At 72.6% G+C, this 23,014-nt stretch carries 25 protein-coding genes; 12 read left to right on the forward strand and 13 right to left on the reverse strand.

Going from position 1 to position 23,014, the window contains the following annotated elements:
- Positions 1 to 39 precede the first annotated feature (39 nt).
- The 4 genes from SGLAU_RS07890 to SGLAU_RS07900 form a co-directional block, all read right to left on the reverse strand.
- Positions 40 to 558: a SixA phosphatase family protein gene (locus tag SGLAU_RS07890; RefSeq protein WP_043499586.1), complete on the reverse strand. Its 519-nt coding sequence runs from the start codon at positions 556 to 558 to the stop codon at positions 40 to 42.
- Between the two features lie 65 nt (positions 559 to 623).
- Complete coding sequence (locus SGLAU_RS07895; protein ID WP_043499589.1) at positions 624 to 830, reverse strand: hypothetical protein; 207 nt, start codon at positions 828 to 830, stop codon at positions 624 to 626.
- 201 nt (positions 831 to 1,031) lie between these two features.
- Entirely contained in the window at positions 1,032 to 1,148 is a 117-nt protein-coding gene (locus SGLAU_RS36675; protein WP_086169366.1) for an SGM_5486 family transporter-associated protein, read from the reverse strand.
- A gap of 237 nt (positions 1,149 to 1,385) precedes the next feature.
- Entirely contained in the window at positions 1,386 to 2,705 is a 1,320-nt protein-coding gene (locus tag SGLAU_RS07900) for a CynX/NimT family MFS transporter (protein ID WP_412556221.1), read from the reverse strand.
- Between the two features lie 73 nt (positions 2,706 to 2,778).
- Between SGLAU_RS07900 and SGLAU_RS07905 the strand changes: the two genes are divergently transcribed.
- Entirely contained in the window at positions 2,779 to 3,465 is a 687-nt protein-coding gene (locus SGLAU_RS07905) for a FadR/GntR family transcriptional regulator (RefSeq protein ID WP_043499594.1), read from the forward strand.
- Here SGLAU_RS07905 and SGLAU_RS07910 read toward each other — a convergent pair.
- The 3 genes from SGLAU_RS07910 to fabG all read right to left on the reverse strand — a co-directional run bounded on the left by SGLAU_RS07910 (position 3,440) and on the right by fabG (position 5,445).
- A complete protein-coding gene (locus SGLAU_RS07910; protein WP_043499596.1) occupies positions 3,440 to 3,793 on the reverse strand; it encodes a hypothetical protein in 354 nt (117 codons plus the stop codon). The two genes, SGLAU_RS07905 and SGLAU_RS07910, sit on opposite strands and share 26 nt — an antisense overlap.
- Before the next feature lie 174 nt (positions 3,794 to 3,967).
- Entirely contained in the window at positions 3,968 to 4,735 is a 768-nt protein-coding gene (gene fabI, locus SGLAU_RS07915) for an enoyl-ACP reductase FabI (protein WP_043499598.1), read from the reverse strand.
- 5 nt (positions 4,736 to 4,740) lie between these two features.
- Complete coding sequence (fabG, locus tag SGLAU_RS07920; RefSeq protein ID WP_043499599.1) at positions 4,741 to 5,445, reverse strand: 3-oxoacyl-[acyl-carrier-protein] reductase; 705 nt, start codon at positions 5,443 to 5,445, stop codon at positions 4,741 to 4,743.
- Positions 5,446 to 5,696: 251 nt separating this feature from the next.
- On the opposite strand from fabG, the gene SGLAU_RS07925 reads away from it, so the two are divergent.
- From SGLAU_RS07925 to tyrS, 3 genes are all read left to right on the forward strand, one after another.
- Positions 5,697 to 7,220: a TldD/PmbA family protein gene (locus tag SGLAU_RS07925; RefSeq protein WP_043499601.1), complete on the forward strand. Its 1,524-nt coding sequence runs from the start codon at positions 5,697 to 5,699 to the stop codon at positions 7,218 to 7,220.
- On the forward strand, positions 7,217 to 8,611 hold the full coding sequence (locus tag SGLAU_RS07930; RefSeq protein ID WP_043499603.1) for a metallopeptidase TldD-related protein: 1,395 nt from the start codon (positions 7,217 to 7,219) through the stop codon (positions 8,609 to 8,611). The genes SGLAU_RS07925 and SGLAU_RS07930 overlap by 4 nt, the downstream gene beginning before the upstream one ends.
- Positions 8,612 to 8,690: 79 nt before the next feature.
- Positions 8,691 to 9,959 (forward strand): tyrosine--tRNA ligase, encoded by a 1,269-nt coding sequence (gene tyrS, locus SGLAU_RS07935; RefSeq protein ID WP_043499605.1) that lies wholly within the window; start codon positions 8,691 to 8,693, stop codon positions 9,957 to 9,959.
- Positions 9,960 to 10,133: 174 nt separating this feature from the next.
- Here tyrS and SGLAU_RS07940 read toward each other — a convergent pair whose 3' ends face one another.
- Positions 10,134 to 10,415 (reverse strand): GlsB/YeaQ/YmgE family stress response membrane protein, encoded by a 282-nt coding sequence (locus SGLAU_RS07940; RefSeq protein WP_043499606.1) that lies wholly within the window; start codon positions 10,413 to 10,415, stop codon positions 10,134 to 10,136.
- 249 nt (positions 10,416 to 10,664) lie between these two features.
- Here SGLAU_RS07940 and SGLAU_RS07945 point away from each other — a divergent pair, with 249 nt between their 5' ends.
- A complete protein-coding gene (locus tag SGLAU_RS07945) occupies positions 10,665 to 11,039 on the forward strand; it encodes a DUF3099 domain-containing protein (RefSeq protein ID WP_078957633.1) in 375 nt (124 codons plus the stop codon).
- Positions 11,040 to 11,239: 200 nt separating this feature from the next.
- Positions 11,240 to 11,458, forward strand: a complete 219-nt coding sequence (locus tag SGLAU_RS07950; RefSeq protein WP_043499609.1) for a hypothetical protein — start codon at positions 11,240 to 11,242, stop codon at positions 11,456 to 11,458.
- Between the two features lie 14 nt (positions 11,459 to 11,472).
- Here SGLAU_RS07950 and moaA read toward each other — a convergent pair whose 3' ends face one another.
- The 3 genes from moaA to SGLAU_RS07965 form a co-directional block, all read right to left on the reverse strand.
- Entirely contained in the window at positions 11,473 to 12,462 is a 990-nt protein-coding gene (moaA, locus tag SGLAU_RS07955) for a GTP 3',8-cyclase MoaA (RefSeq protein WP_043499610.1), read from the reverse strand.
- A gap of 165 nt (positions 12,463 to 12,627) precedes the next feature.
- Positions 12,628 to 14,250: a cation acetate symporter gene (locus SGLAU_RS07960; RefSeq protein ID WP_043499612.1), complete on the reverse strand. Its 1,623-nt coding sequence runs from the start codon at positions 14,248 to 14,250 to the stop codon at positions 12,628 to 12,630.
- Positions 14,247 to 14,603, reverse strand: a complete 357-nt coding sequence (locus SGLAU_RS07965; protein ID WP_043499614.1) for a DUF485 domain-containing protein — start codon at positions 14,601 to 14,603, stop codon at positions 14,247 to 14,249. The genes SGLAU_RS07960 and SGLAU_RS07965 overlap by 4 nt, the downstream gene beginning before the upstream one ends.
- Positions 14,604 to 14,911: 308 nt before the next feature.
- On the opposite strand from SGLAU_RS07965, the gene SGLAU_RS07970 reads away from it, so the two are divergent.
- The 3 genes from SGLAU_RS07970 (at position 14,912) to SGLAU_RS07980 (ending at position 18,955) form a co-directional block, all read left to right on the forward strand.
- Positions 14,912 to 16,441, forward strand: coding sequence for a S8 family peptidase (locus SGLAU_RS07970; protein ID WP_043499616.1), 1,530 nt, complete (start codon positions 14,912 to 14,914; stop codon positions 16,439 to 16,441).
- Positions 16,442 to 16,515: 74 nt separating this feature from the next.
- The gene (locus SGLAU_RS07975) at positions 16,516 to 17,895 is read left to right on the forward strand and encodes a CoA transferase (protein ID WP_043499617.1); all 1,380 of its coding nucleotides are present in this window, start codon (positions 16,516 to 16,518) and stop codon (positions 17,893 to 17,895) included.
- 25 nt (positions 17,896 to 17,920) lie between these two features.
- A complete protein-coding gene (locus SGLAU_RS07980; protein ID WP_043499618.1) occupies positions 17,921 to 18,955 on the forward strand; it encodes a CopD family protein in 1,035 nt (344 codons plus the stop codon).
- A gap of 40 nt (positions 18,956 to 18,995) precedes the next feature.
- Here the strand turns inward: SGLAU_RS07980 and SGLAU_RS07985 are convergent, their stop codons facing one another.
- Together SGLAU_RS07985 and SGLAU_RS07990 are read right to left on the reverse strand one after the other, a co-directional pair.
- Complete coding sequence (locus SGLAU_RS07985; RefSeq protein WP_043499619.1) at positions 18,996 to 19,670, reverse strand: lysoplasmalogenase; 675 nt, start codon at positions 19,668 to 19,670, stop codon at positions 18,996 to 18,998.
- Positions 19,667 to 20,614, reverse strand: a complete 948-nt coding sequence (locus SGLAU_RS07990; RefSeq protein WP_078957635.1) for a sterol desaturase family protein — start codon at positions 20,612 to 20,614, stop codon at positions 19,667 to 19,669. The genes SGLAU_RS07985 and SGLAU_RS07990 overlap by 4 nt, the downstream gene beginning before the upstream one ends.
- Before the next feature lie 190 nt (positions 20,615 to 20,804).
- On the opposite strand from SGLAU_RS07990, the gene SGLAU_RS07995 reads away from it, so the two are divergent.
- The 3 genes from SGLAU_RS07995 to SGLAU_RS08005 all read left to right on the forward strand — a co-directional run bounded on the left by SGLAU_RS07995 (position 20,805) and on the right by SGLAU_RS08005 (position 22,980).
- Positions 20,805 to 21,812 carry a DEDDh family exonuclease gene (locus SGLAU_RS07995; protein ID WP_099052775.1) on the forward strand — a complete coding sequence of 336 codons (1,008 nt, stop codon included), beginning with the start codon at positions 20,805 to 20,807 and terminating at the stop codon, positions 21,810 to 21,812.
- 79 nt (positions 21,813 to 21,891) lie between these two features.
- Positions 21,892 to 22,125 carry a hypothetical protein gene (locus SGLAU_RS08000; protein WP_078957636.1) on the forward strand — a complete coding sequence of 78 codons (234 nt, stop codon included), beginning with the start codon at positions 21,892 to 21,894 and terminating at the stop codon, positions 22,123 to 22,125.
- 57 nt (positions 22,126 to 22,182) lie between these two features.
- The gene (locus SGLAU_RS08005) at positions 22,183 to 22,980 is read left to right on the forward strand and encodes an SURF1 family protein (RefSeq protein WP_043499623.1); all 798 of its coding nucleotides are present in this window, start codon (positions 22,183 to 22,185) and stop codon (positions 22,978 to 22,980) included.
- Positions 22,981 to 23,014: the final 34 nt, after the last annotated feature.

Consider the following 23,014-nt stretch of genomic DNA (forward strand, 5'->3'; position numbering starts at 1 on the left):
CGGCACCGGCCCTCTTCGGCGCTGTCGCGCGCTGCGGGGTCAGTCGGTCGGCGCCCAGTAGTCGAGCAGGGTGGCCACACCCGGCTCCAGGGTCTTCCAGGAGCCCGAGAAGGACAGCACGGCGAAGGCGGCGGCCGGGAAGCCACGGCGGTTCATCCGCTCGCGGGGCTCGGCCTCGGCCGACCCGGCCAGCACCTCGGCCAGCCCGTGCACGCCGGGGTTGTGGCCGATGAGGAGGAGGTTCTGGGCGTCGTCGGGGGTTTCGTTCAGCACGGCGATCAGCTCGCCGGGCGAGGCCTCGTAGATGCGCTCCTCGTAGACCGTTTTCGGACGGTGCGAGAACTCGTGGACGGCGAGCTTCCAGGTCTCGCGGGTCCGGGTCGCGGTGGAGCAGAGGGCCAGGTCGAAGGGGATGCCGGTGTCGGCCAGCCTGCGTCCGGCTTCGGCGGCGTCCTTGCGGCCCCGCTCGGCGAGCGGCCGCTCGTGGTCGTTCACCTGGGGCCAGTCGGCCTTCGCGTGCCGGAAGAGGGCGATCCTGCGGGGTTCTGCGACGCTCATGACTCCCAGCTTCGCATGAGACAGGCCATGAGGCGCAGGGAGTTGACGGGCGGTCCCGGGGGCGGTCAGCGGGCCAGCAGCTGCTGGAGGCGCTCCATGAGCCGGGCCGTGACGGGCTCGCCGACGGCGGCGTGCGCGTCCGCGGGGTTGAGGATCAGCGTCAGCAGGGCGACGAACGCGAGGGCCGGGAGGGCGAGGGCCCACCAGGGCAGCCGGGTGTCCACGGCACGGGCGCTCGCCGGGCGGGGGCGGGGCTGGGTGCGGGCCGACATGGTGCCTCCGTGGATCCGTCCTCGACTGGGTGGGCCGCCGTTGCGCGGCCACACGTCGACGCTACGGAAGGGGCGGGCGCGGTCCCATCCGGTGATCCACCCACTTGACCCTGAGCCCCACCCCCTAGGGGACGGTGGGGTTAACCCCACCCGGGGCGGGGTGGCCCCGCGCGGCGCAGGGCGCGGTCGGCCCCCACCGGCTCAGGGTGCGGCGATCGACGCGATGACGGCGATGATCACGAAGATGGCGAAGAACGAGCCGAAGACGATCAGCATCTTCTTCTGGCCGTTCTGCGGGTTCGGGTCGAGCACTGGCATGCGGCCAGTCTCGCATCCGCCACCCGGGTCCGCTCGGCCGGGGTCGCGGGCGGGTCGAGGCCCGGGCCGCGGGCGAGGGAGCCACGGCGAGCCGTCCGGGGTCGCGGGCGAGCAGGGGCCGGAAGCCGGGCCGTGGAGCGCGGGATCGGGGCGAGCGGGACCCCGCGGGCCGGGGCGTGCAACACGGGGCCGGAGCGCGCGGGACCCCGCGGGCCGGGGTGCGGCGGCCCGCCGGGGTCAGCGGGCGGCCGCCTCCTCCTCCACGGTGCGGTCGCGGCCCGCCAGCCAGCCCACCGCCATCTGCGGGATCATCAGCGCGACCATGAGCACGATCGGCTGTCCCCAGCCGCCGCTGTGCTGGTAGAGCACGCCCACCAGGAGCGGGCCGGGAATGGAGATCAGGTAGCCGGTGCTCTGCGCGAACGCGGAGAGCTGGGCCACTCCGGGGCCGGACCGGGCGCGCATCCCGACCATGGTGAGGGCGAGCGGGAAGGCGCAGTTGGAGATGCCGAGCAGGACGGCCCAGGCCCAGGCGCCCGAGGCGGGGGCGGCGTACAGACCGGCGTAGCCGATGAGGCCGCAGACGCCGAGGGCGACAGCGATGGGTCCCTGGTGGGGCAGCCGGGTGGCCAGGCGGGGGATGACGAAGGCCAGCGGCACCCCCATCACCATGGTGACGGCCAGGAGCAGGCCGGCGGTGCCGGCGGGGACCCCGGCGTCGCGGAAGATCTGCGCCATCCAGCCCATGGTGATGTAGGCGGCGGTGGCCTGGAGGCCGAAGAAGACGGCGAGCGCCCACGCGGTGCGGCTGCGGGTGATCCGCAGCGCGGGCGCCTGCGCCTCGCCGTGCGCCGTCGCCCCGGTGCCCTCCCGCCCGGCGCCCGCGCCGCGGTCCCGCAGGACGGGCAGCCACGGCAGGACGGCGGCCGCCGCGAGCGCGGCCCACACGGCGAGCCCGGACTGCCAGTGGCCGCCCAGCGCGTCGGTCATCGGCACGGTCACGGCGGCCGCGGTGGAGGTACCCAGGGCGAGGGCCATGGAGTAGGCGCCGGTCATGGACCCGACCCGGTCGGGGAACCAGCGCTTGACGATGACCGGCATGAGGACGTTGCTGACCGCGATCCCCATGAGGGCGAGCGCACTGGCGGCCAGGAAGCCGGGCGTGCCGCCGGTGTACGGCCGGACGAGCAGGCCCGCGGCGATGGCGGCCATACCGGCGCACACCACCGCCGCGGCGCCGAAGCGGCGGGCCAGGCGGGGCGCCATGACGCCGAAGACGGCGAAGCAGAGCGGCGGCACGGAGGTGAGCAGTCCGGCCACGCTGCCGCTCATGCCGAGGCCGTCCCGGACCTCCTCCAGGAGGGCGCCGAGGCTGGTGATGGCGGGGCGGAGGTTGAGGGCGGACAGCAGGATGCCGGCCACGACCAGGCGCGTGGTCCACGCGCGCGTGGAGCTCTTGGGCGTGGCTTCGCCGCCGCCCGCGCCACCGCCCGCGGCGGGGCCGCGTACGTCCGGGTGGTTCCTGGTCCAGGTCTCCTCGCTAGCCATGCCGGCCATCATAGAATCATGGGATGATTGGTTGTCCATTCCCAGGGCGTCCGCTGCCGTCCGTCCCGTGCGAAGGTGTGCCATGCCCCTGAGCCACCCGCGTCGATCGGCGCTCTCCGAGCAGGTCATCGCAGCGCTGCGCCACCAGATCACCTCGGGCGAATGGCCGGTCGGCTCCCGCATCCCCACCGAGCCGGAGCTGGTCGGGCAGCTCGGCGTCGCCCGCAACACGGTCCGCGAGGCGGTCCGGGCGCTGGCCCACAACGGCCTGCTGGACATCCGCCAGGGGTCGGGCACGTACGTCGTGGCGACCAGCGAGCTGGCGGGCGTGATGCACCGCCGTTTCGCCGGTGCCGACCCCCGGCACATCGCCGAGCTGCGCTCCACGCTGGAGTCGGCCGCGGCGCGGCTGGCCGCCGAACGGCGCACCGAGAAGGACCTGAAGCAGCTGGACGCGCTGCTGGCGCGGCGCGAGGAGGCCTGGGAGACGGGCGACAAGGAGCTGTTCGTGACCGCGGACGCCACCTTCCACCTGGCGGTGGTGGCCGCGTCCCACAACGACGTCATGACGGCGATGTACGCGGACCTCGGCGAGGTGCTGCGGGACTGGCTGCGCGAGGACGTGGGCGAGGAGCTGACCTCGCGGACCCACATGGACCACGGGCGGCTGGTGGACGCCATCCGCGCGGGCGACGCGCGGACCGCGGCGGCGGAGGCGGCGGGCTACCCGTTCCTGTGCCGGTTCAGCTCCCCAGGTTCTGGTGGCTGACCCACACCGAGCGGACCTCCTTCCAGCAGCGGCCGGTCAGCCGTACGGTCTCCGCGGGCCCGGCGTCGGCCGGGGCGCTGTCGGTGTCCAGGTCCCACCAGCGCTCGCACTCGATGTGCAGCCGCACGCGGTCGGTGTCGACATAGGGGTTGTGGCAGTGGGCGGTCACCTCGGAGCCGTGCACGCGGACGCGGCACTCCGCGCCGAACGGCTTCGGGACGTCGGTGGCGGGCGCCGTCACGCGCGCGTGGGGCATCGCCTCGTACGACACGGACAGCACCAGGGCTACGGCTACGGTCACTGAGGCCAGGCTGCGGAACAGGCGCACAAGGGGACCTCCTCGGCCGTACGGGGGAGGGTCGCGTCGGTGAACGCTCCCTCCACAGTGCCCGGCCGCCCCGCCGCTCCGCCCGGCCGACTGGGCCGAACGGGCGACGCCCCGCTCCCCGCGCGGTGCGGGGAACGGGGCGTCGGCGTGTGTTCGCGCGGCCGTCCGGGAAGGTCAGGCGCCGATGGCGTGCAGACCGCCGTCGACGTGGATGATCTCGCCCGTGGTCTTCGGGAACCAGTCGCTCAGCAGGGCGACGATGCCGCGGCCGGCCGGCTCGGGGTCCTTCAGGTCCCACTCCAGCGGGGAACGGGTGTCCCACACCGAGGCCAGCTCGCTGAAGCCCGGGATGGACTTGGCGGCCATGGAGCCGATCGGGCCCGCCGAGATGAGGTTGCAGCGGATGTTCTGCTTGCCCAGGTCACGGGCCATGTAGCGGTTGGTGGCCTCCAGGGCGGCCTTGGCCGGGCCCATCCAGTCGTACTGCGGCCAGGCGTACTGGGCGTCGAAGGTGAGGCCGACGACGGACCCGCCGTTCTGCATCAGCGGCAGGCAGGCCATGGTCAGCGACTTCAGCGAGAACGCCGAGACGTGCATGGCGGTGGCCACCGACTCGAACGGCGTGTTCAGGAAGTTGCCGCCGAGCGCGTCCTGCGGGGCGAAGCCGATGGAGTGGACGACACCGTCCAGGCCCCCTAGCTCCTCGCCGACGAGGTCGGCCAGGCGCCCCAGGTGCTCGTCGTTGGTGACGTCCAGCTCGATGACCTTGGTGGGCTTCGGGAGCTTCCTGGCGATGCGCTCGGTGAGCGTGGGCCGCGGGAACGCCGTCAGGATGATCTCGGCACCCTGCTCCTGGGCCAGCTTGGCGGCGTGGAACGCGATGGAGGACTCCATCAGCACACCGGTGATCAGGACGCGCTTGCCCTCGAGAATTCCGCTCATGGTGATCAGTGACCCATTCCCAGTCCGCCGTCAACGGGAATGACGGCTCCAGTGATGTACGAGGCGTCGTCCGAGGCGAGGAACCGCACCGCCGCGGCGACCTCCTCCGGCTGCGCGTACCGGCCGAGCGGCACCTGCGCGACGATGCCCTGGCGCTGCTCGTCGGTGAGCACCTTGGTCATGTCGGTGTCGACGAAACCGGGCGCGACGACGTTGAAGGTGATGTTGCGCGAGCCCAGCTCACGGGCGAGGGAGCGCGCGAAGCCGACCAGGGCGGCCTTGGAGGCGGCGTAGTTCGCCTGGCCCGCCGAGCCGAGCAGGCCGACGACGGACGAGACGAGGACGACGCGGCCCTTCTTGGCGCGCAGCATGCCGCGGTTGGCGCGCTTGACGACCCGGAAGGTGCCGGTGAGGTTGGTGTCGAGGACCGAGGTGAAGTCCTCCTCGGACATCCGCATCAGGAGCTGGTCCTTGGTGATGCCGGCGTTGGCCACCAGCACCTCGACCGGGCCGTGCTCGGCCTCGATCTCCTTGTAGGCCTGCTCCACCTGCTCGGAGTCGGTGATGTCGCACTTGACCGCCAGGAAGCCGGCGGGCGGCTCCCCCGAGCGGTACGTGATCGCGACCTTGTCGCCGGCGTCGGCGAAAGCGCGGGCGATGGCGAGGCCGATGCCCCGGTTGCCTCCGGTGACGAGAACCGAGCGGCTCAACGGATCACCCTTTCCATAGCGGTCTGATTCCCGCCCGGGCACCCGACGACAGGCGGCGATGACAGGCGGCTTCCCGGAAAACCTATCGGTCGGCTCCCCGCGCGGGGCATTCGGGCACCGACAGTGGCGCAGGGGACACACTGTCGAATCCCTACAGAAAGCCCCGGTCGCGGGGGGCAAACCTGTGGTCGGCGGGCCCGGGGTCGCGACATGATCGGAGCCGACAGGCGACGACAGCAGGGAGACCTCGGGTGCCTCATACCATCGACGAAGCCTTCACGGCGCTTCCGCTACGCGCCCTCGCCGACGCCGCCCTGGCCCGGGCGCGGGCGCTGGGGGCGCAGCACGCGGACTTCCGGTTCGAGCGGGTGCGCAGCGCGTCCTGGCGGCTGCGGGACGGCAGGCCGTCCGGGTCGTCGGACACCACGGACCTGGGATACGCGGTGCGGGTGGTGCACGGCGGGACGTGGGGGTTCGCGTCCGGCGTGGACCTGACCATGGACGCCGCCGCCAAGGTGGCGAGCCAGGCCGTGGCCATGGCGAAGCTCTCCGCGCGGGTGATCCAGGCCGCGGGCTCCGACGAGCGGGTGGAGCTGGCCGACGAGCCGGTGCACGCGGAGAAGACGTGGATCTCGTCGTACGAGATCGACCCGTTCACCGTGCCCGACGAGGAGAAGGCCGGGCTGCTCGCACAGTGGAGCCGGCGGCTGCTCGCGGCGGACGGCGTGGACCACGTCGACGCCTCGCTGCTCACCGTGCACGAGAACAAGTTCTACGCGGATACGGCCGGGACCGTGACCACCCAGCAACGGGTACGGCTGCACCCGCAGCTCACCGCGGTGTCGGTGGACGAGTCGAGCGGCGAGTTCGACTCGATGCGCACCCTCGCCCCGCCGGTCGGCCGCGGCTGGGAGTACCTGACCGGCACCGGCTGGGACTGGGACGCGGAGCTGGCCGAGATCCCGGAGCTGCTCGCGCAGAAGATGCGCGCGCCGAGCGTGGAGCCGGGGCTGTACGACCTGGTGGTGGACCCGTCCAACCTGTGGCTGACCATCCACGAGTCCATCGGGCACGCCACCGAGCTGGACCGCGCGCTCGGCTACGAGGCCGCGTACGCCGGCACCTCCTTCGCCACCTTCGACCAGCTCGGCAAGCTGCGCTACGGCTCCGAGCTGATGAACGTCACCGGCGACCGCACCGCCGAGCACGGCCTGGCGACCGTCGGCTGGGACGACGAGGGCGTCGAGGCCCAGTCCTGGGACCTGGTCAAGGAGGGCACGCTCGTCGGCTACCAGCTCGACCGCAGGATCGCGAAGCTGACCGGGCTCGGGCGGTCCAACGGGTGCGCCTTCGCCGACTCCCCCGCGCACGTCCCGGTGCAGCGGATGGCCAACGTGTCGCTGCGGCCCGACCCCGCCGGGATGTCGACCGAGGACCTGATCGGCGGCGTCGACCGGGGCATCTACGTCGTCGGCGACCGGTCCTGGTCCATCGACATGCAGCGGTACAACTTCCAGTTCACCGGGCAGCGCTTCTTCAGGATCGAGAACGGGCGGATCACCGGGCAGCTGCGCGACGTCGCCTACCAGGCGACGACCACCGACTTCTGGGGGTCGATGGCCGCGGTCGGCGGCCCGCAGACCTATGTCCTGGGCGGCGCGTTCAACTGCGGCAAGGCCCAGCCGGGGCAGGTCGCCGCCGTCTCCCACGGCTGCCCGTCCGCCCTCTTCCGGGGCGTCAACATTCTGAACACCACCCAGGAGGCCGGTCGATGAGCGCCGCGACGAACAAGCCGCACGAGATCGTCGAGCGGGCTCTGGAGCTGTCCGAGGCGGACGGCTGTGTGGTGATCGCCGACGAGCAGTCGACCGCCAACCTGCGCTGGGCGGGCAACGCGCTCACCACGAACGGTGTCACGCGCGGGCGCACGCTCACCGTGATCGCGACCGTCGACGGCAAGGAGGCCACCGCCTCCGGCGTGGTGTCCCGGTCGGCGGTGACCGCGGACGAGCTGGAGCCGCTGGTGCGGGCCGCGGAGGCCGCCGCGCGCGGTGCCGCACCCGCCGAGGACGCCCGCCCCCTGGTCACGGGCGTGCCCGCGTCGCCGGACTTCACCGCGGCCCCCGCGGAGACCTCCTCGGCCGTCTTCGCCGACTTCGCGCCCGCCCTGGGCGAGGCGTTCGCCCGCGCGCGGGCGGGCGGCCGGGAGCTGTACGGCTTCGCCAACCACGAGCTGACCAGCAGCTACCTCGGTACGTCCACGGGGCTCAGACTGCGTCACGACCAGCCCAACGGGACGCTGGAGCTGAACGCGAAGTCACCGGACCGCAGCCGCTCGGCGTGGGCCGGCCGCTCCACGCGGGACTTCCGGGACGTCGACCCGGCGGCGCTCGACGCGGAACTGGCGGTACGCCTCGGCTGGGCCGAGCGGCGGATCGAGCTGCCCGCCGGGCGGTACGAGACGCTGCTGCCGCCGACCGCCGTGGCGGACCTGCTGATCTACCAGATGTGGTCGTCCTCGGGCCGGGACGCGAACGAGGGCCGGACCGTGTTCTCCAGGCCCGGCGGCGGCAACCGGGTCGGCGAGAAGCTCAGCGAGCTGCCGCTGACCCTGCGCAGCGACCCGCACGAGCCGGGTCTGCAGGCCGCGCCGTTCGTCCTCGCGCACTCCTCCGGCGGCGACTCGTCGGTGTTCGACAACGGGCTGCCGCTCACCGCCACCGAGTGGATCTCGCGGGGCGAGCTGACGCACCTGATCACCAGCCGGCACAGCGCGGACCTCACCGGGCTGCCGGTGGCGCCGGCCATCGACAACCTGATCCTCGACGGCGGCGACGACCGCTCCCTGGACGAGATGGTGGCGAGCACGCGGCGCGGGCTGCTGCTGACCTGCCTGTGGTACATCCGGGAGGTCGACCCGGCGACGCTGCTGCTCACCGGCCTGACCCGGGACGGGGTGTACCTCGTCGAGAACGGCGAGGTGACCGGCGAGGTGAACAACTTCCGGTTCAACGAGTCGCCGGTCGGCCTGCTGGGCCGGGCCGTCGAGGCCGGGCGCACGGAGCAGACGCTGCCCCGGGAGTGGAGCGACTGGTTCACCAGGGCGGCGATGCCGCCGCTGCGGGTGCCCGACTTCAACATGAGCTCCGTCAGCCGCGGCGTCTGAGCGGTCGGCCCCCATGACTGTCGGTGGCCCCCCATAGACTGGGGGGAACCCTTTTCACCGTTCGAGGAGACATACGACCGTGACGGACATCGTCGACGAGCTGAAGTGGCGCGGGCTGTTCGCCCAGTCCACTGACGAGGACGCATTGCGCAAGGCGCTCGCGGACGGTCCCGTCACGTTCTATTGCGGCTTCGACCCCACCGCGCCGTCCCTGCACGTGGGGCACCTGGTCCAGGTGCTCACCGTGCGCCGGCTCCAGCAGGCCGGGCACCGGCCGCTGGCGCTGGTGGGCGGCGCCACGGGTCTGATCGGCGACCCCCGCCCGACCGCCGAGCGCACGCTGAACGACCCGGAGACGGTCGCCGGCTGGGTCGACAGGCTCCGCGCCCAGATCGAGCCGTTCCTCTCCTTCGAGGGGGAGAACGCGGCCGTGATGGTCAACAACCTGGACTGGACCGCGGGCCTGTCCGCGATCGAGTTCCTGCGGGACGTCGGCAAGCACTTCCGCGTCAACAAGATGCTGGCCAAGGACTCCGTCGCCCGCCGCCTGGAGTCCGACCAGGGCATCAGCTACACGGAGTTCAGCTACCAGATCCTCCAGGGCATGGACTTCCTCCAGCTCTACCGGCGGTACGGCTGCACGCTCCAGCAGGGCGGCAGCGACCAGTGGGGCAACCTCACGGCCGGCCTGGACCTGATCCACCGGCTGGAGCCGGGCGCCGAGGTGCACGCGCTGGCCACCCCGCTGATGACCAAGGCGGACGGCACCAAGTTCGGCAAGACCGAGGGCGGCGCCGTCTGGCTCGACCCGGAGATGACCACGCCGTACGCGTTCTACCAGTTCTGGCTGAACGTGGACGACCGGGACATCACCCGGTACATGCGCATCCTGTCCTTCAGGTCCCGTGCGGAGCTGGAGGAACTGGAGCGGCAGACCGAGGAGCGGCCGCAGGCCCGGGCCGCGCAGCGGGCCCTCGCCGAGGAGCTGACCACCCTGGTGCACGGCGCCGACCAGACCGCCGCGGTGATCGCGGCGTCCAAGGCGCTCTTCGGCCAGGGCGAGCTGACCGACCTGGACGAGCGGACGCTGGCCGCGGCGCTCTCCGAGGTGCCGCACATCCAGGTCGCCGAGCTCGGTCCGGTCGTCGACCTGTTCGCCGAGGTCGGCCTGGTGGCCAGCAAGTCCGCCGCGCGGCGCACGGTGAAGGAGGGCGGCGCCTACGTGAACAACGCGAAGGTCGCCGGCGAGGACGCCGTGCCCGCGAAGGAGGACCTGCTGCACGGGCGGTGGCTGGTGCTGCGGCGCGGCAAGAAGAATCTTGCCGCTGTGGAGGTTGTGGGCGCGTAGGCGCCGTGGGGGCGTGGGCTGTTGTGCGGCCGCGGGATCGTGGCGGTTTTCGCGCAGTTCCCCGCGCCCCTCTGGCGAGCGCCGTGGGGGCGTGGGGCTGGTGTGCGGCCGCGGGCTCGTGGCGGTTTTCGCCCAGTTCCCCGCGCCCCTTTGCCAAGCCCTCGGGCGGGCGGGTCAGGCTCGTGCCCGCTTGCGCTTGCCCAGGGTGGCCATGTAGAGCATGTCGCCCACGGCCACGATGACGATGGCGGCGACGAGCTGGAAGATGTGCCGGCTCCAGTCGATGCCGGGTGTCTCCTCGACGCCGAAACCCCGTGCCATGGCGTTGCCCGCGATGGCACCGAGCATGCCGAAGATGGTGATCAGCCACAGCGGGCTGTGCTGCTTGCCCGGGATGATCGCTTTCGCGAGCAGACCGAGCACGAATCCCACGATGATCGCCCACAACCAGCCCATGGTTGCCTCCTCGTCCGGCTCGACGTGAGCAGTACCCGCCCAGTCTCGGCCCGTACGCCGTACGGCGCATGTCGGGTGGAGCCGGACGCGGGACGGGAGGCGTCGTTCGCGCCGGCCGGGGGTGCCCCGGTCTCGTGGGCGGCTGGGGCGCGGCGTAACGTGGAGGCTGTCCCGGCCGGGCGTCCGACCGGTGCGGTGGATGCCGGGACGGGCCTGGGAGAGTCCGATGCGGGCGGATGGTGGAGTGCGATGCGGAAACTACGGGACGGTGGCCAGGCCCAGGTGTTCCGGATCACCGGAGCCCGACAGAGCCTCCAGGACGATGTCCGCGGGCGGCAGCGCCGGTACGTCATCTCGATGAGCGTCCGGACGGTCTCGGTGATCCTGGCCGCGGTGCTGTGGAACGTGGAGCGGCACGTCGCGGTCGTGGCGCTGGTGCTCGGCGCGGTGCTGCCGTACATCGCGGTGGTGATCGCGAACGCGGGGCGGGAGAACGCGCCGTCGCTGCCCTCGACGTTCGTGTCGGTGACCCCGCCGCCCATGATCGCGCCGCCGGCGGAGGACGCAGCGAAGGCCTCGGCGGACGGTGCCGGGGCGAAACCGGGGGCCGGGCCGCGAGCCTGATCGTCCCGCGGGCCCGGCAAGCTCAAGAAGAGCTCAGATCAATCCTGTCGTTCCGGGCCCGGCAAGCGATTACCCGTGACATACTGCGTACGCGCTCCGCATCCCCCGTCGGAGCGATGGACCGACGCCGGGCAGCTCCCCCCGTGGCTGCTCGGCGTCGTTTTTTCTGTGCGGTTTCCTCTGCGTTGGTGAGACGAAGCGTGAGTGACGAGAACTCGGTCATCTGTTCCGCCAAGGGCTGCCGGGACGCGGCCGTGTGGGTGCTGGCCTGGAACAACCCGAAGCTGCACACACCGGAGCGGCGCAAGACGTGGCTGGCCTGCGACGAGCATCGCGAGCACCTGTCGCAGTTCCTGGGCGTGCGGGGATTCCTGAAGGACGTCGTGCCGCTCGCGGAGTGGCAGCGGCAGGAGGGCTGAGCTCGTCGCCCCGGTCAGCCGCCGATCGCCGACATCGGGCGGTCCGGCTGGACGAAGTCCGGGTCGTCGAGGCCCGCGCCCGCCTTCTTGCCCCACATCGCGAGGCGCCAGATGCGGGCGACCTCCTCGTCGGGGGCGCCGTCGCGCAGGGCGGCCCGCAGATCGGTCTCCTCGGTGGCGAAGAGGCAGGTGCGGACCTGGCCGTCGGCGGTGAGCCGGGTGCGGTCGCAGGCGGAGCAGAAGGGGCGGGTGACGGAGGCGATGACACCCACCCGGTGCGGGCCGCCGTCGACCAGCCAGCGCTCGGCCGGGGCGGAGCCGCGGGCCTCGTCGCCCTCCGGGGTCAGCTCGAAGCGGGTGCGCAGCGAGGCGAGGATGTCGCCCGCGGTGATCATGCCCTCGCGCTTCCAGCCGTGCTGGGCGTCCAGCGGCATCTGCTCGATGAACCGCAGTTCGTAGTCGTGCTCGACGGCCCAGGCGAGGAGGTCGGGGGCCTCGTCCTCGTTGAGCCCCGGCATCAGGACGGAGTTGACCTTGACCGGGGTGAGGCCGGCCTCGCGGGCGGCTTCCAGGCCCTCCAGGACGTCCTTGTGCCGGTCGCGGCGGGTGAGCGTCTTGAAGACGTCGGGGCGCAGGGTGTCCAGCGAGACGTTGACGCGGTCCAGGCCGGCGGCCTTGAGGGCGGCCGCGGTGCGCCTGAGGCCGATGCCGTTCGTCGTCAGGGACATCTGGGGGCGGGGCGACAGGGCCGCGACGCGCTCGACGATGCCGACGAGGCCGGGGCGCAGCAGGGGTTCGCCGCCGGTGAAGCGGACCTCCTCGATACCGAGGGAGGTGACCGCGATGCCGATGAGGCGGACGATCTCGTCGTCCGTGAGCAGGTCGGGCTTGGCCAGCCACTGCAGGCCCTCTTCGGGCATGCAGTAGGTGCAGCGCAGGTTGCACCGGTCGGTGAGCGAGACCCGCAGGTCGGTGGCCACCCGGCCGTAGGTGTCGATGAGCACGTGGGCCCCCTCCCTCGTCGCGGAGCGCGGCGGGACGCGCAGCGGGTACGCGCCGTCCGCCTCTGACGAGCGTACGTGACCGCACCGACAACGACAGTGCCCGATCCCACGACGTAAGACACGGCCGCGTCGTAGGGACCTACGACGCGGCCGTGCGGGGCGGGCTCAGTGAGCGCCGGTGCCGGTGAGGGAGCGGACCTCCAGCTCGGCGTACTTGCCCTTGTCCGGCTCCTCCTTCGACATCAGGGTGCCGATGACGCCCAGCAGGAAGCCGACCGGGATGGAGATGATGCCCGGGTTCTCCAGCGGGAACCAGTGGAAGTCGACGTCGGGGAACATCGAGGTGGGCTTGCCGGAGACGACCGGCGAGAACAGCACCAGGCCGACCGCGGTGATCAGACCGCCGTAGATCGACCACAGGGCGCCCTGGGTGGTGAAGCGCTTCCAGAACAGGCTGTAGAGGATGGTCGGCAGGTTGGCGGAGGCGGCGACCGCGAAGGCGAGGGCGACCAGGCCGGCCACGTTCAGGTCGCGGGCGAGGGCGCCGAGCACGATGGAGACCGCGCCGATGCCGACGGTGGCCCAGCGGGCGGCGCTGATCTCCTGCTTCTCGGAGGCCTGGCCCTTCTTGATGACGTTGGCGTAGATGTCGTGCGCGAACGACGAGGACGAGGCGAGGGTGAGGCCGGCGACGACCGCGAGGATGGTGGCGAAGGCGACCGCCGAGATGGTGGCGAGCAGGATGGCGCCCCAGGTGGAGTCGACGCCGCCGAGGTGCAGGGCGAGCAGCGGGGCGGCGGTGTTGCCCGCCTTGTTGGAGCTGGTGATCTCCTCGGGGCTGATCAGCGCGGCGGCGCCGAAGCCGAGCGCGAGGGTCATCAGGTAGAAGGCGCCGATCAGGCCGATCGCCCAGATGACGGACTTGCGGGCGGCCTGGGCGGTGGGGACGGTGTAGAAGCGGATCAGGATGTGGGGCAGGCCGGCGGTGCCCAGGACGAGGGCGATGCCGAGCGAGATGAAGTCCAGCTTGCTGGTGCCGGTGGCGCCGTACTTGAGGCCGGGCTCCAGGAAGGCCGCTCCGTGGCCGCTCCGGTCGGCGGCGGTGCCGAGCAGGTCGGAGATGTTGAAGTCGAACTTCAGCAGCACCAGGAAGGTCAGCAGCAGGGCGCCCGCGATGAGCAGCACGGCCTTGACCATCTGCACCCAGGTGGTGCCCTTCATGCCGCCGATGCTGACGTAGACGATCATCAGGATGCCGACCAGGGCGACGATGGCGATCTTGCCGCCGTCGCTGGTGATGCCGAGCAGCAGGGACACCAGGACGCCCGCGCCCGCCATCTGGGCCAGCAGGTAGAAGATCGACACGACGATGGTGGAGGTGCCGGCCGCGGTGCGCACCGGGCGCTGGCGCATCCGGTAGGCGAGGACGTCGCCCATGGTGTAGCGGCCGGAGTTGCGCAGCGGCTCGGCGACCAGCAGCAGGGCGACGAGCCAGGCGACGAGGAAGCCGATGGAGTAGAGGAAGCCGTCGTAGCCGAAGAGGGCGATGGCGCCGGCGATGCCGAGGAAGGACGCGGCGGACATGTAGTCGCCGGAGACGGCGAGGCCGTTCTGGAAGCCGGTGAACTGGCGTCCGCCGGCGTAGAAGTCGGCGGCGTCCTTGGTCTGCCGGCCGGCCCAGATGGTGATGACCAGGGTGGCGACGACGAAGACACCGAAGAGGCTGATGATCAGCCCGCGGTGCTCGCTGGCCTCGCCGGCGGCCAGGGTGATGGCTGCGGTGTTCATTCGGCGGACTCCATACGGTTCTTGATGGCCTCGGCCTTGGGGTCGAGCTTGGCGGCGGCGTGCCGCGCGTACCACCAGGCGATGAGGAACGTGGTAAGGAACTGGGCGAGGCCGAGGGCGAGGGCCACGTTGATGTTGCCGAACAGCTTGGTGCCCATGAAGCCGCCCGCGTAGTTGGAGAGCAGCACGTACAGCAGGTACCAGGCGATGAAGCCGACGGTCAGCGGAAAGGCGAAGGAGCGGTAGGAGCGGCGCAGTTCACCGAACTCCGCGCTCTCCTGCACCCGGGCGAACTCCTCGGTGGACGGGAGCCGGTGTTCGGTCTTCGAAGGGGGCGGTGCGTCGGTGGCCACGGAGTCTCCTCGCGGTGCGGGCAATGACAGGAGTGATCTGGATCACATCTACCGGGCGGCGATGGTAGTGGCCCCCGGCGTGATCCGACAGGGGGCCCGGCCGTGTCCCGGCCCTCTGCTCAACGTCACGGCGCGTCCGAGGAACCGGTTCAACCGTGCGGGCCGTAAATCTGAGAAGTCATCGCCGTAACTCATTGCTGGTCAGCGAGTCGGGGAGATAGCGTCCCCCTGCACCATCGTCATGCACCTGCCCGAGCGCCACCTTGTGTCTCGGGCCGGTTTCGTTTTCCGGATGATGTGGAGACCCCATGGCTCATCTGCGCTCCAGACGCCGACTCGCCCTCGCGGTGCCGGTCGTGCTGTCGCTGACCGCCTCGCTCGGCTTCCTGCCCGCGACCGCCTCGGCCGCGCCGCAGCTGGACGCCGCGACGCAGGCGGCGGACGCGCCCGAGCTGGCGTACGTCGTGAACACCAAGGTGAACAAGGGCACGATCGCGGCGGTGAAGAAGGCGGTCACCGCGGCCGGCGGCACCATCGTCACGACGTACGAGAAGATCGGTGTGATCGTCGCGCACTCGGCGAACCCCGACTTCGCCGAGCAGATACGCACCGTCCGCGGGGTGCAGTCGGCGGGTGCCACGCGCACCGCGCCGCTGACGCCCGCGGGCACCACGGACGAGGGCGCCGTCGACTACCTGACGGCCGCGGAGGCCGCGAAGGTGAAGGCCGCCTCGGCGGCCACCCCGGGCGCCGAGCCCCTCGAGGCCGACCAGTGGGACCTGCGCGCGATCGGCGCCGACAAGGCCGCCCAGATCAACCCGGGCAGCAAGAGGGTGACCGTCGCCGTCATCGACACCGGTGTGGACGACACCCACCCGGACCTCGCCCCGAACTTCTCCAAGTCGCAGTCGGCGAACTGCGCGGGCGGCGTCGCGGACACCAGTGAGGGCGCCTGGCGGCCGTACACCGAGGCGGACTACCACGGCACGCACGTGGCCGGCGAGATCGCCGCCGCCCGCAACGGCGTCGGCGTGGCCGGTGTCGCGCCCGGCGTCAAGGTCGCCGGCATCCAGGTGACCGACCCGGCGAGCGGGCTCTTCTACGCGGAGAGCGTCGTCTGCGCCTTCGTGTTCGCCGCCGACCACGGCGTCGAGATCACGAACAACAGCTACTACGTGGACCCGTGGCTGTACAACTGCATGGACGACCCCGACCAGCGGGCCATCGTCGACGCGGTCAACCGGGCCCAGCTGTACGCGCAGAAGAAGGGCACGCTGCACCTGGCGTCCGCGGGCAACTCCAACCACGACCTCGACGCGGACGCGATCCTCGACGACTCCAGCCCCAACGACACCACGCCGGTCGAGCGCACCATCGACCCGCACGAGTGCTACGACGTGCCGACCCAGCTCCCGGGGGTCGTCACGGTCAGCGCGACGGGCGTGAACAACCTGAAGTCGTACTACTCCTCGTACGGCAACCGGGTGGTCGACGTGGCGGCGCCGGGCGGCGACCGGCTCTACCAGATCCCGGACACGCCGTCGAAGAACGGCCGCATCCTGTCCACGATGCCGAACAACCAGTACGGCTTCCTGCAGGGCACCTCGATGGCCTCGCCGCACGCGGCGGGCGTCGCCGCGCTGCTGAAGTCGGAGTACCCGTACGCCACTCCGGCGCAGCTCCAGGCGCTGCTGAAGGCCCAGGCGGACAACCCGGGCTGCCCCGAGTCCTACGACCAGAACGGCGACGGCACGCAGGACGCGGTCTGCGAGGGCGGCAAGCGCGTCAACGGGTTCTACGGCTTCGGCATCGTCGACGCGCTGGACGCGGTGGACTGACGGTCCGGACGAGAGCCCCGTACTGATGCCGGGCCGCGTGGGAACGCCCCCACGCGGCCCGGCATAGTGCATGCATGCAGAACATCGCTTACGCCTGGTCCGCCGTGGGCGGCGATCCCGCGCGGGCCGGCCGGGTCACGGTGACGCCGCGGCACGGCGCGCTCCCCGCCCGCCTCCCGGTCCGGGAGGCGGCCCGGGCCTGCGTCGCGGCGTGCGCGCTGGCCGCCGCCGAACTCGCGGCGCGCCGCGCCGGGCTCGCGCGGGTGCCCGGCGTGCGGGTGGACGACGGCGCCGTGGCCACCGCGTTCACCAGCGAGCGGCACCTGCTGGTCGGCGGGCGCGCACCGGTCGGCTTCGCCCCGCTGTCCCGGTTCTGGCGCACGGCGGACGGCTGGGTGCGCACCCATGCCAACTACCCGCACCACCGGCAGCGGCTGCTGTCCGCGCTCCGGGCCGGGGAGGCCGCCGGGGAGCGCGAGGTGGAGGCGGCGATGGCGGAGCGGACGGCCGCCGACGTCGAGGAGTCGGTGTACGCCGCCGGCGGTCTCGCCGTCGCCGTACGGACCTTCGAGGAGTGGGCCCGGCACCCGCAGGCGGTCGCCCTGGCGGCCCGGCCGCTGGTGGAGCGCGCACGGCTCGACACCGCACGCGCGCGCGTGCTCGCGCCCCTGCCCGCCGGGGGCACGCCCCTGCTGCCCGCCGCCGGGCTGCGCGTACTGGACCTGTCCCGGGTCATCGCCGGACCGGTGGCCACCCGCACCCTCTCCCTGCTCGGCGCGGACGTGCTGCGGCTGGACCCGCCGGGGCTGCCCGAGCTGCCCGGTCAGCACGCCGACACGGGCTTCGGCAAGCGGTCCGCCACCCTCGACCTCGCCACCGGCCGGCGCGCCTTCGAGGAGCTGCTCGCCGCGGCGGACGTCGTCGTCACCGGCTACCGGCCCGGCGCGCTGGACCGCTTCGGCCTCGCGGCCGAGGCACTGGTCGAGCGGCGGCCCGGCCTGGTGGTGGCCGAGCTGTCGGCGTGGGGCGGGTACGGGCCCTGGGGCGGGCGGCGCGGTTTCGACAGCCTGGTGCAGGCCGCCACCGGCATCGCGGTCGCCGAGGGCACGGCGCGGCGCCCCGGAGCGCTGCCCGCCCAGCTCCTCGACCACGGCTCGGGTCACCTGCTCGCGGCGGCGGTGCTGCGGGCGCTGACGGAGCAGTCGGAGGACGGGTACGCGCGGGTCGTCCGGGTGGCGCTGGCGCGGACGGCGCGCTGGCTGACGGAGGAGGTCGCCGCGGACACCGGCACCGCCGGGGACGAGTACGCCGGCGCCGGCCCGTGGCTCACCGAACGGGACAGCCGGCTCGGCCGGCTCCGGTACGCCCTGCCGCCGGTCGCCTTCGACGGCGGACCCGGCGACTGGGCGCGGCCACCGGGGCCGTGGGGAGCGGACGCGGCGCGCTGGGCATGAGCGGACGACGACACAGGACCATGAAGTGACCTCGACACGACCGGCCTCCGGGCCCGCCGGCACGCGCGGCCGGGGGCGGCACGCCCGCCGCGGCGGCAGGACCCGGACGACCGGTGCCGGCGGGGCCGTCGCCGTGCTGGTGCTGGTGACGCTGGGGGCGCTGATCCCGCTGCTCGGGCCGTCCGCCGCGCTCCACGGCACCGGGGAGGCCGAGGCGCCCGGTGCCGGCGGCATCGGCCTGCTGCGCACCGTTCTCTTCGCGGCGCTGAGCGTCCCGCTGGGCGAGCTGTTCGTGCGGCGGCTGGCCCGTGCCGTGCCCGGCGCCCCGGCCGAACGGCCGCGCGACTGGGCGGCGTGGGCGGCCGGCGCCGGGTTCCTGGCCGCGCTGGGGCTGGCCTCGGTGGTGGCGACCGGCAACCTGGTGCCGGACTCCCCCGGCCAGATCGACGTGGGCGGCCTGTACGCCTCGCGCGACGGCCGGCTCGCCCTGCTGGAGGTCAACGCGTTCGCGCTGGCGGGCCTGTGCGCCCTGTCGCGCCGCCCGGGCACGCAGGTGTGGCCGCTGGCCGCGGTGGCGGTCGCGGAGGCACTGCGCGCGCACCCGCCGACCGAGCACAGCCCGCTGCTGGGTTCGGGTCTGACGCTGGTTCACGTGGTGTGCTCGTCGCTGTGGGCGGGCGGTCTGCTGTACGCGCTGCGCACGCTGCGCCGGTGGGGCGCGCACGGGGCGGGCGCGGCGCTGCTCGGCCGTTACGCGCGCGTGGCGGCCGTGCTGCTCGCCGCGCTCACCGCGACGGGCCTGGTGAGCACCCTGCGCCGGATGCCGCCGCAGACGGTGCTGGAGCAGCTGACCACGACGGCGTACGGGCGCACCCTGCTCGCCAAGGTGCTCCTCGTCGCCGTCGTCGCCGCGCTGGCGCTGTGGGCGCGGATCCGGCTGTCCCGCGCCGCCGACCCGCTGACCGCCTGCGCGCCCGCGCGCGCGGAGGTGGCCGTGCTGGCGGTGGTGGTCGCGGTGTCCGGGCTGCTCACCGCGCTTCCGGTGCCGATCCGCTGGTGACGGTCAGGTCGTCGCGGGCACCTCGGAGGCCGGGCGGCGGTCAGGGGGTGGCCGAGCGCACCGCGCCGTCCGTCCGTGCGGCCGGGGGGTGCGTGTCGAGGGCCTTGAGCGTGCCGCCGACGAGCAGGAACTGCGCGGCGATGTAGGTGAGCATGATCCACAGGTCGGGGCGCGGCGGCTGCGGCCAGTCGGCGAGCCCGCCGGCGATGAGGGCGTCGGAGAGCATGAACAGCGCGCCGCCGATTCCCGCGGTGCGTCCGAACCGGGTCCCCGCGCGGTACGCCATGACCGTGAGCAGCAGGCTGTAGCCGGCGACGGGCAGGCGCAGAGCGGCGGGCAGACCGGGCCAGAGCACGGCGACCGTGCCCGCCAGCAGGACGCCGTAGCAGACGAGGAGGAAGCCCCGGTGGGCGTGCGGACGGCCGTACGCCGTGAACAGCAGCAGGTAGCAGACGTGTCCGGCGGCGAAGGAGGCCATTCCGGCGAGGAAGGCGGGCTCCGCGCCGGACAGCAGCAGCACGTCGCCGCCCCAGCCGCACAGCAGCGCGGCGAGCAGCGGCCGGGGGGCTCCGCGCAGGGCGGCGTAGGCGGCGAGCAGGGGCATCAGCAGGGGCTTGGCGACCAGGTGCCCGGGGTCGTAGCCGGCGGCGAGGGAGCCGAGGTCGACGAGGGCGGCGAGGAGGAAGACGGCCAGGAGGGGGTGGCGGACCCTCATGCGACCACGGTCTCGTCGGCCGTCTCGGCCGTCCCGGCCTTCGAGTCCGCCTTCTTCGCCTTTGTCACGGTCTCCGCCCGTGTCCCCGTTTCCTCCTGCCCCTTGGCCGCCGGCGCGGCGGGCTGCCAGCCCGGACCGCGGAACACGCGGCCCGCCCGTTCCCGCCAACCGGAGGCGGCCTTCAGGTCCTTGGCGATGGAGACGTACTCGTGGGTGGCGACCCGCAGCGGGTTGTAGGTCTCGATGTTCTTCGTCAGTCCGTAGACGGGCCGCTCGGTCTCGGGGGTGAAGGAGCCGAAGAGGCGGTCCCAGACGATGAGGATGCCGCCGAAGTTGCGGTCGAGGTAGCCGCCCTGCGAGGCGTGGTGGACCCGGTGGTGGGACGGCGTGTTGAAGACGAACTCGAACCAGCGGGGCATCTTGCCGATGCGCTCGGTGTGGATCCAGAACTGGTACACGAGGTTCGCCGAGGAGCAGAAGGCGAGCGCGGCCGGGTGCACGCCGGCGGCGATCAGGGGGAGGTAGAAGGGCCAGACGGTCAGCGAGGTCCAGGGCTGGCGCAGCGCGGTGGTGAGGTTGAACTTCCGGCTGGAGTGGTGGACCACGTGGCAGGCCCACAGGATGCGGACGACGTGGTGGCCGCGGTGCGACCAGTAGTAGAAGAAGTCCTGCGCGAGGAGCATGAGGGCGACGGTCCACCACAGCACGGGCACGCGCAGCGGGGTGAGTTCGTAGACGGCCGTGTAGATCGCGACGACCGGGAACTTCCAGAGGAAGTCGAAGAGGAGACTGCCGAGCCCCATGGTCAGGCTCGTCGCCGCGTCCTTCGTCTCGTACCCGGCCTGTTCCTCGTCGGGATGGAGCCGGACGCTGATCATTTCGAGGATCGTGAGCAGCGCGAAGGCGGGTATCGACCACACCACGACATTGGGGAGGTTCGGCATTCCTGCAACGTAGGACCGCCGTACGGCCCGGTCCAGAGGTTGTTACCGATAAGTATTACCGGCGGTAAGCGCTTGTTTGTTGGCGATCTCCGCCAATGCACGCGCGCGTGCCGGACAACGGCGCCGCGGGAGGGGCCTCGTGAGGGCCTTTCACCCGCGCTGTCAGTACCGGCCCGTATCCTCAGTGACCATGCTCGAAGACCACATGCCCGCAGTGTCCGCCGCCACGACGTGGCCGGCCGCGTATCCGAACGGGTACGCGGTCGTTGACGTGGAGACGACCGGCCTGGCCCGGGACGACCGGATCATCTCCGCGGCCGTCTACCGCCTGGACGCGCGCGGCGAGGTCGAGGACCACTGGTACACGCTGGTCAACCCGGAGCGCGACCCGGGCCCGGTCTGGATCCACGGCCTGACGAGCGAGGCGCTGGAGGGGGCGCCCCTCTTCGCGGACGTCGCCGAGGAGTTCGCGGCCCGGCTGGCGGACCGGGTGCTGGTCGCGCACAACGCCGTCTTCGACTGGCAGATGATCGCCCGGGAGTACGCGCGGGCGCGCCGTGAGGCGCCGGTCCGGCAGCGGCTGTGCACCATCGCGCTGTCCAAGGCGCTCGCCCTGCCGCTGCCCAACCACAAGCTGGAGTCGCTGGCCGCGCACTTCGGGGTGGTCCAGCGCCGGGCGCACCACGCGCTGGACGACGCGCGCGTGCTGGCCGAGGCGTTCCGGCCGAGCCTGCACGCCGCCGCCCAGGGGGGCGTACGGCTGCCGCTGCACGAGTGCCGGCCGCTGACCGAGTGGGCGGACCGGCCCGTGCCGCGCATCGGTCAGCAGCCGGGCGGCCCGGGCGGGTACGGGGGCGGCGGTCACCGGGCGGCGAGTTGGCGTCCGTCCCGGAAGCGGCCCGCGTGCCCCTACCCCAACCCCGGGCGGTACGAAGAGGGCAAAAGGCTCAAGCAGGGCATGCGGGTCGCCTTCTCCGGGGACACCTCGGTGGAGCGGGAGCTGCTGGAGGACCGCGCGGTCGAGGCGGGACTGCACGTCGCGACCAGCCTGTCCCGGCTGACCAGCCTGCTCGTCACCAACGACCCCGACTCGGGCACGTCCAAGGTGCTGAAGGCGCGGCAGTACGGCACACCGGTGGTCGACGAGGCCGCGTTCGGCCAGTTGCTGGGAGATGTGGAACCGGCGTCGGAGCAGTGACCGTACGGACGGGTGATTGCCGTGCGACTCGCCCGCCGCCCGCTCGCCCGCGCGGCGGCGACGGCCCACCCTGTGGCGCATGGCGACATGTGAAGTGTGCGGCAACAACTACGGAATGACCTTCGAGGTGCACGCGCAGGGCGCGGTGCACGTCTTCGACTGCTTCTCCTGCGCGATCCACCGCATGGCCCCGATCTGCGAGCACTGCCGGGTGCAGATCATCGGCCAGGGCGTCGAGGTCGAGGGCCACTGGTACTGCGGCGCCCACTGCGCCCGCGCCGAGGGAAAGGCAGGCATCGTCGACCGCGTGTGACCCCGCCCCGCCACCCCTGCCGACCGCACCCCACGGCCCAAGATGTACCGTCGTGGGGTGTACCGCTTCCTGTTGTCCCGGCAGTGGGTGATCCTCACCCTTGTCGCCCTCGCCCTCATCCCGACGATGATCGAGCTGGGCTTCTGGCAGCTGCACCGGCACCAGCACAAGGTCGCCCTCAACAGGGTGATCGCCGACTCGCTGGCGGCGGAGCCGGTGCCGGCCGAGTCGCTGACCGCGCCCGGTGCCGAGGTGAAGGACGCGGACCTGTACCGCCGGGTGACGGCGAGGGGCCGCTTCGACACCGCCCGTGAGGTCGTCGTACGGCGCCGCACCAACGCGGACGACCGGATCGGTTTCCACGTCCTGACCCCGTTCGTACTCACCGACGGCAAGATCCTGCTGGTCAACCGGGGCTGGATCCCCGCGGACGGGCCGAGCCAGACCGCGTTCCCGAAGATCCCGCCGCCGCCGCGCGGCGAGATCACCGTCACCGGCCGGCTGATGGCCGACCAGACGACCGCCGCGAGCGGCATCAAGGACAAGACGGGGCTGCCGGACCGCCAGATCATGCTGATCAACAGCCGGCAGGAGGCGGAGCGGCTGGGCGGGCAGGTCCTCGGCGGGTACATCGACATGACCGAGCCGCGCCCCCGGGGCGCCACCCCGCAGCCGATCGCGGCCCCCGACCACGACGACATCGGCCCGCACATGGCGTACGCCGTCCAGTGGTGGCTGTTCGCCGGCGCCGTCCCGGTCGGCTGGGTGGTCCTGGCCCGCAGGGAGGCCCGCGACCGGGCGGCGGCCGAGGAGAAGGACGACGAGAGCTCGCAGGCCGCACCGGCCCCGGTGTAGCCCGCCGGCTCCTCGCCGCGTCCCGGCCCACCCG

The sequence above is a fragment of the Streptomyces glaucescens genome (assembly GCF_000761215.1).
GTDB lineage: Bacteria > Actinomycetota > Actinomycetes > Streptomycetales > Streptomycetaceae > Streptomyces > Streptomyces glaucescens_B.